Annotated in this window: 7 protein-coding genes; 6 read left to right on the plus strand and 1 reads right to left on the minus strand. The window is 68.1% G+C overall.

Annotation, left to right across the window (positions count from 1 at the left end; translation table 11 throughout):
* Positions 1 to 63: 63 nt before the first annotated feature.
* The 6 genes from hisIE to AC07XS_RS15475 all read left to right on the plus strand — a co-directional run bounded on the left by hisIE (position 64) and on the right by AC07XS_RS15475 (position 6,473).
* Positions 64 to 696, plus strand: a complete 633-nt coding sequence (gene hisIE / locus AC07XS_RS15450; protein ID WP_182715150.1) for a bifunctional phosphoribosyl-AMP cyclohydrolase/phosphoribosyl-ATP diphosphatase HisIE — start codon at positions 64 to 66, stop codon at positions 694 to 696.
* Positions 697 to 872: 176 nt separating this feature from the next.
* A complete protein-coding gene (zwf, locus tag AC07XS_RS15455) occupies positions 873 to 2,330 on the plus strand; it encodes a glucose-6-phosphate dehydrogenase (protein WP_182715151.1) in 1,458 nt (485 codons plus the stop codon).
* Between the two features lie 140 nt (positions 2,331 to 2,470).
* The gene (pgl, locus tag AC07XS_RS15460) at positions 2,471 to 3,181 is read left to right on the plus strand and encodes a 6-phosphogluconolactonase (RefSeq protein WP_182715152.1); all 711 of its coding nucleotides are present in this window, start codon (positions 2,471 to 2,473) and stop codon (positions 3,179 to 3,181) included.
* Between the two features lies 1 nt (position 3,182).
* Positions 3,183 to 5,087, plus strand: a complete 1,905-nt coding sequence (gene edd, locus AC07XS_RS15465) for a phosphogluconate dehydratase (RefSeq protein WP_182715153.1) — start codon at positions 3,183 to 3,185, stop codon at positions 5,085 to 5,087.
* 30 nt (positions 5,088 to 5,117) lie between these two features.
* On the plus strand, positions 5,118 to 6,089 hold the full coding sequence (gene glk, locus AC07XS_RS15470; RefSeq protein WP_182715154.1) for a glucokinase: 972 nt from the start codon (positions 5,118 to 5,120) through the stop codon (positions 6,087 to 6,089).
* A 78-nt stretch (positions 6,090 to 6,167) separates the two neighbouring features.
* The gene (locus AC07XS_RS15475; protein ID WP_054763988.1) at positions 6,168 to 6,473 is read left to right on the plus strand and encodes a hypothetical protein; all 306 of its coding nucleotides are present in this window, start codon (positions 6,168 to 6,170) and stop codon (positions 6,471 to 6,473) included.
* Between the two features lie 136 nt (positions 6,474 to 6,609).
* Here AC07XS_RS15475 and AC07XS_RS15480 read toward each other — a convergent pair.
* On the minus strand, positions 6,610 to 6,980 hold a 371-nt coding region (locus AC07XS_RS15480), incomplete at its 5' end, for a DUF1295 domain-containing protein (protein WP_182715155.1).

The raw sequence follows: 6,980 nt of genomic DNA on the forward strand, positions 1-6,980 counted from the left end.
CTCCACCACCCTTCGGGCGGTCCCCCTCCCCCAGAGGGGGAGGATTTTTGAGGAGATCACCCCATGATCGACCCCGCTGCCATCGACTTCGAAAAAGGAAACGGCCTGGTCCCCGTGGTGGTCCAGGACGCCGCCACGCTCCAGGTCCTGACCCTGGCCTATATGGATCGCGCCGCCCTGGACGAGACGATCCAGTCGGGTGAGGCCACCTTCTTCTCCCGCTCGCGCGGCGGGCGCTGGAGAAAGGGCGAGACCTCGGGCGACCGGCTGCGGGTCGTCTCCATCACCCCCGACTGCGACGGCGACGCCCTGGTCCTGGCGGTCGATCCCGTCGGAAACGCCTGCCATCTGAACCGCACCAGCTGTTTCGGCGCGGCCGACGCGCCGGGCCTGGGCCGCATCGCCCGGCTGGAGCGGACCATCGCCGAACGGGCCGCCGCCGATCCGTCAGAAAGCTGGACCGCCAAACTGGTCGCCCAGGGCGCCAAACGCATCGCCCAGAAGGTCGGCGAAGAAGGCGTCGAGACCGCCCTGGCGGGCGTCGCCGGCCCGGATGAGGAACTCGCCGGCGAGGCGGCGGATTTGATCTATCACCTCTTGGTGCTTCTCCATGTCCGTAACATGGTGTTTCAGGACGTGCTGGACGTGTTGGCCTCGCGGGCGGAAGCGGGCAAAGGCCCAAAGACTAGAGCCTGATCGGTTGAAGTGGAATCGCTTCGCGATTCCGCTGAAGCCGTGAATCAGGCTCCAGATCAAACCGAGAGCATGATTCACGCTTCTGTCGGAACCGCGAAGCGGTTCCGTCCGAAACGATCATGCTCTAGGCCGTAAAGGCGTTCGTCCCGACAAATGGGATATTCGAGGGAATTTCGATGGCGGCTCTCATTCTGTTCGGCGGCGGCGGCGATCTGGCGATGCGGATGCTGTTGCCTTCGCTCTACTTCCTGGAACACGACGGACTCCTGCCCGACGGCCTGAAGATCATCGGCGCCGCCCGCTCCGAGGAGACGGCTGAGGACTATGTCGCCAAGGTCCATGAGGCGGTGAAGGCTCGCGCCGAACAGGATCAGGCCTGGGACGACCATTCCTGGACCCGGATGAAGGCCCGGCTCGACTATCTGGCGGTGGACGCCACCTCGGCCGACAGCCTGAAGCCGCTGAAGGACAAGGTCGGCGACGGCGAGGTCACCTCCTTCCTGGCCGTTTCCCCCTCGCTTTATGGCCGCATCGTCACGGCGATGAAGGCGGCGGGTCTGGCCGAGCGCAACTGCCGCATCGTGCTGGAGAAGCCGGTCGGCCGCGACCTGAAGTCCTTCCTCGAGATCGACGACGCCGTGGCCCACGCCTTCCGCGAGGACCAGGTGTTCCGCATCGACCACTATCTGGGCAAGGAGACGGTCCAGAATCTGACGGCCCTGCGGTTCGGCAACACCATCTTCGAGCCGCTTTGGAACAATCTGACGATCGACCACGTCCAGATCACCATCGGTGAAACGGTGGGGGTCGGCGACCGCTGGCCCTACTATGACGAGTACGGCGCATTGCGCGACATGCTCCAGAACCACATGCTCCAGCTGCTGTGCCTGGTCGCCATGGAGCCGCCCAGCGACCTGGACCCGGAGTCTCTGCGCAACGAAAAGGTCAAGGTGCTGCGGTCCCTCCGACCCATCACCCACGAGGAGGCCGAGCGCGTCACCGTGCGCGGCCAGTATGTGGCGGGCGTGTCCGAGGGCAGGCCGGCCAAGGGCTATATCGAGGAGCGCGGCGCCCCGTCCGACACCGAGACCTTCGTCGCCATCCGGGCCGACATCGACAACTGGCGCTGGGCGGGCGTGCCCTTCTTCATGCGCACCGGCAAGCGCCTGCCCGAGAAGCGCACCGAAATCGTCATCCAGTTCAAGCCCGTGCCCCACTCCATCTTCGACGATGAAGAGGGCGAGGCGCTGGCCAACCGCATGATCATCGAGCTTCAGCCCGAGGAGGACATCTCCCTGACGGTGATGAACAAGCGGCCCGGCCTGGACAAGCGGATGCAGCTCCAGCCCATCACCATGAGCCTGTCCTGGGGCGTGGACGGCAAGTCCGCCGCCCCCCCGCGCCGCCGCATCGCCTATGAGCGGCTGCTGCTGGACGCCATGGCGGGCGACTCCACCCTGTTCGTCCGCCGCGACGAGGCCGAACAGGCGTGGAAATGGGTCGATGAGGTCGCCGAGGCCTGGGCTGAATCCGGCCATAAGCCCGACGAATACGTCGCCGGAACCTGGGGCCCCGACAGCGCCGACATGCTGATGATCCGCACCGGCCGCGACTGGAACACGACCAATGTGTGAGTTTTTTGCACCCTCATCCTCGGGCTTGACCCGAGGACCGGACGTTCAGCCCGCTGGTGCGATGACGCGAGACATCTTCCTCGCCGCCACCTCCGATCCTCGGGTCAAGCCCGAGGATGACGGAAGGAAGGACTGTTAGAATGCCCCACCCCATCGAAACCTTCCCCACCGTCGACGCCTGGGCCGAGGCCATCGCCGCCCGCCTGGCCGAGACCCTGGGCGCCGCCGTCCGCGACAAGGACTCCGCCGTCTTCGCCGGCCCCGGCGGGACCACCCCCGCCCCCGTCTATCGCCGCCTCGCTGCGACCGACCTGGACTGGGCCAGGATCGCCGTCACCCTGGTGGACGAACGCTACGTCCCCGAGACCTCGCCTGAGTCCAACGCCCGGCTGATCCGCGACGTCCTGTTGCAGGACAAGGCGGCCGCCGCCCGCTTCATCCCCCTCTATACGCCCGAGGTCACGGTGGACCGGGCCGCCATCGTCGCCGCCCACGCCCTGGCCGATGCGGGCGGGCGTTTCGACGCGGTCCTTCTCGGCATGGGGGAGGACGGCCATATCTGCTCCATGTTCCCTGACAGCCCCACCTTGAAGACGCTTCTGACCCCGACGCTGAAGCCGACGGTGCTGGGCGTGCCCCACGGCCGCGACGGCGCCGCGCCGACGATCGAGCGCCTGTCGATCAACCTGCCCTATCTGATGTCCGCCGGCCGGGTGATCCTGGGCCTGAAGGGCGCCGCCAAACGCCGGGTCTTTGAAGAGCAGGCCAAGGGCGATCCCAAGATCCAGCCCATCGCCGCCCTGATCGCGGCGAACGTTTCCCTTGAAGTTCTGTGGACGGAGGAAGGCTGATATGGCGCTTCACCCCACCGTGGCGGCGGTCACCGCCCGCATCGTCGAAAAGAGCCGCGCGACCCGCGCCGACTATCTGCGCCGCATGGACGCCGCCCGCGATTCCGGCGCCGGCCGCGCCAAGCTCTCCTGCGCCAACTGGGCCCACGCCTTCGCCGGCCAGACCATAGCCGACAAGTTGACGGCGATGGACGGGTCCAAGCCCAACCTGGGCATCGTCACCGCCTATAACGACATGCTGTCGGCCCACCAGCCGTTCGAGCGCTTCCCCGGCGTGGTCCGCGAAGCGGTGCGTCAGGTCGGCGCCACGGCCCAGGTCGCCGGCGGCACCCCCGCCATGTGCGACGGCGTCACCCAGGGTCGCCCCGGCATGGAGCTGTCCCTGTTCAGCCGCGACGTCATCGCCATGTCGGCGGGCGTGGCCCTGACGCACGACGCCTTCGACGCGGCCCTGATGCTGGGGGTCTGCGACAAGATCGTGCCCGGCCTTTTCATGGGGGCCCTGGCCTTCGGCCATCTGCCCGTCGTCTTCGCCCCGGCCGGCCCCATGCCCTCGGGCATTCCGAACGCGGAGAAAGCCCGCGTCCGCGCCGAATACGCCCAGAACAAGGTCGATCGCCAGACCCTGCTGGAAAGCGAGATCGGCTCCTACCACTCGCCCGGCACCTGCACCTTCTACGGCACCGCCAACTCCAACCAGATGATGATGGAGCTGGGGGGCTTGCACATGCCCTCCACCGCCTTCGTCCATCCCGACACCGGCCTGCGCGACGCCCTGACGGCGGCGGCGGCGAAACGGGCGGTCGAACTGGCCCGCAGCGGCGAGTGCCGCATGGCCGACGTCATCGACGAAAAGTCCATCGTCAACATGATCGTGGCCCTGTTGGCCACCGGCGGCTCGACCAACCACGCCATCCACCTGGTCGCCATGGCGCGGGCGGCGGGGGTGCTGATCGACTGGACCGACATGGACGAGCTGTCGTCCGTCACCCCCCTGCTGGCGCGGGTCTATCCCAACGGCTCGGCCGATGTGAACGCCTTCCAGGCCGCCGGGGGCGTCGCCTTCGTGGCGCGCGAACTGGCCGAGCACGGCCATATCCACACCGATGTCGTCACCATCATGGGCCCTCCTGGAAAGGGTGGGGGGATCGAGCCCTATTTCCAGGAACCGTCGATGGTGGACGGCCAGCTGGTCTGGCGCGACGGGGTCAAGGAAAGCCTCGATCGCGACATCCTGCGCCCCGCCTCCGATCCCTTCGACAAGGAGGGGGGCCTGCGCCTGGTCCAGGGCGACCTCGGCCGCGCCGTCATCAAGGTCTCGGCGGTCAAGCCCGAGAACCGCATCGTCGAGGCCCCCGCCGCCGTCTTCGAAACCCAGGAAGACGCGCTCCAGGCCTTCAAGGACGGCAAACTGTTCCGCGACGTGGTCGTGGTCCTGCGCTTTCAGGGCCCCAAGGCCAACGGCATGCCCGAGCTGCACAGCCTGTCGCCGGCCCTGTCGGTCATCCAGGACAAGGGGTTCAAGGTCGCCTTCGTCACCGACGGCCGCATGTCGGGCGCCAGCGGCAAGACCCCGGCCGCCATCCACGTCAGCCCTGAGGCCCTCGCCGGCGGCCCCCTGGCCCATGTGAAGGACGGCGACGTCATCCGTCTGGACGCCGAGGCCGGGGTTCTGACCACGGTCGGCGTCGACGGCCTGACCGCCCGGCCCGCCGCGATCCGTTCCAGCGTCCACGCCGAGGGCTCGGCCTGGGGCTACGGCCGTGAGCTGTTCGGCGCCTTCCGCCATGTGGTCACGACGGCCGAAGAGGGCGCCACCGTCTGTTTCGCCTTCCCCTCCGGCGCCCAGGCCCATACGGACACCCCGCCCGACCCCAATCTCGTCGACCGGACCGTCGACGCCTGATCCGACGCACCGACTGCAGGAAACGACCCTATGACTGACAAGACCCTCCTCGTCGGAGACGTCGGCGGCACCAACGCCCGTTTCGCCGTCGCTCGCATGATCGACGGCAAGCCCGTGCTGGACCACCACGAGAGCTTCCCGGCCGAAACCTATCCGACCTTCCTGGAAGGGGTCGCCGCCTTCATCGAGGGCTGCGAGGTCAAGCCGACCGGCGGCGTCATCGCCGTGGCCGGCCCCGTCACCGACGGCGCCATCGACCTGACCAACTCTCCCTGGCAGGTGTCGGAAAGCGAGCTTTCGACCCTGGGTCTTTCGCCGGTCAAGCTGATCAACGACTTCGAGGCCCTGGCCTGGGGCGCCCCCATCGTGCCGCAAGACCAGCTGGAAAGCCTGGGCGGCCCCGTCGACGGCGATCCCCATTCGACCGTGGCCGTCCTGGGCCCCGGCACCGGTTTCGGCGTCTCGGCCCTGGTGCGCGACGCCCACGGCAAGGAGATGGCCATGCCGTCCGAAGGCGGCCACGCCTGCTTCCCCCCCGGCGATCCGGTCGAGGACGAGATCCTGCGCATCCTGCGCCGCCGCTATGACCGCGTCTCGATCGAGCGTCTGATCTGCGGCCCCGGCCTCCTGAACATGCACCGGGCCCTGGCCGAGATCGACGGCCGCGAGACCCATATCGACGACCCGGCCCAGATCACCGCGACGGCCCTGGCCGATCCGAACAGCCCCTGCGGCGCCACCCTGGCCCGCTTCTGCGCCATCCTGGGCGCGGTCGCCGGCGACATCGCCCTGACCACCGGCGCGCGCGGCGGCGTCTATATCGCCGGGGGCATCGTCCCGCGCATCCTGCCCTTCATCAAGGCCAGCCCCTTCCGCCAGAGGTTCGAGCGAAAGGGCCGGTTCAAGGAATATATGCAGGAGATCCCGACCAAGGTGATCATGCACAAACACGCCGCCCTCCTGGGCGCCGCGCGGGTCGCCTTCGCCGAGGCCGAGGGCTGAGATCACGAAAAGCTCACGGCGGCGTGAACTGAACCGCCGCCGTGACGTTTCCCTGCCTCCACAATGGAAGGAAACGTCATGAAAAAGATCGCTGTCGCCGCCGCCTCCCTGTTCGTCCTGTCGGGCGTCGCCGCCTGTGGTGAAAGCGCCGCCGACAAGGCCGCCGAGAACCGCGCCGACGCCGTCGAGGCCCAGGGCGAAGCCCGCGCCGACCAGCTGGAAGCCCAGGCCGACGCCGCCCCGACCGACGCTCAGAAGGACGCCCTGAACCGTCAGGCCGACCAGGTCGAGGAAAACGCCGACCGCCGCGCCGACCAGATCGAGCAACAGGGCGGCAACGCCGACGGCGGCATGACCACCCACAACACCCCGACCACCAACTAAGACGCCGTCGCGCCTCGGTTCAAAGCCCCCGTCGTTCGCGGCGGGGGCTTTTTCGCGCCTCGTCCCGACACGTCCGTCATCCATGCCTTGTCGTCATCCTCGGGCTTGACCCGAGGATGACGGGGAGAAGCGGACCTCACCCCTTCTTCGGCGGCCACGGCACAAACGCACTCGTCCGCTTCACATAGTCCGCATAGCCCGGCCGCGACCGGTTGATCGCCTTTTCGGTAATCCCGATCCCCGACCAGCGCGTCAGGGTGAAGGTCAGGAAGATCGGCCCGGCGATGGACCACAGGCCCACGCCCGTCTCCGCCGCGATCAGCCACAGCCCCCACCAGACGCAGGCGTCGCCGAAATAGTTCGGATGGCGCGTATAGCGCCACAGGCCGGTGTCCAGCACCTTGCCCTTATTGGCTGGATCGCTTCTGAAGGCCGCCAGCTGGGCGTCGCCCGTGCTTTCGATGACGATCCCCGCCAGGGCCAGCCCCGCCCCGATCAGGGCGAGCC

The sequence above is a fragment of the Brevundimonas sp. GW456-12-10-14-LB3 genome, from assembly GCF_059424365.1.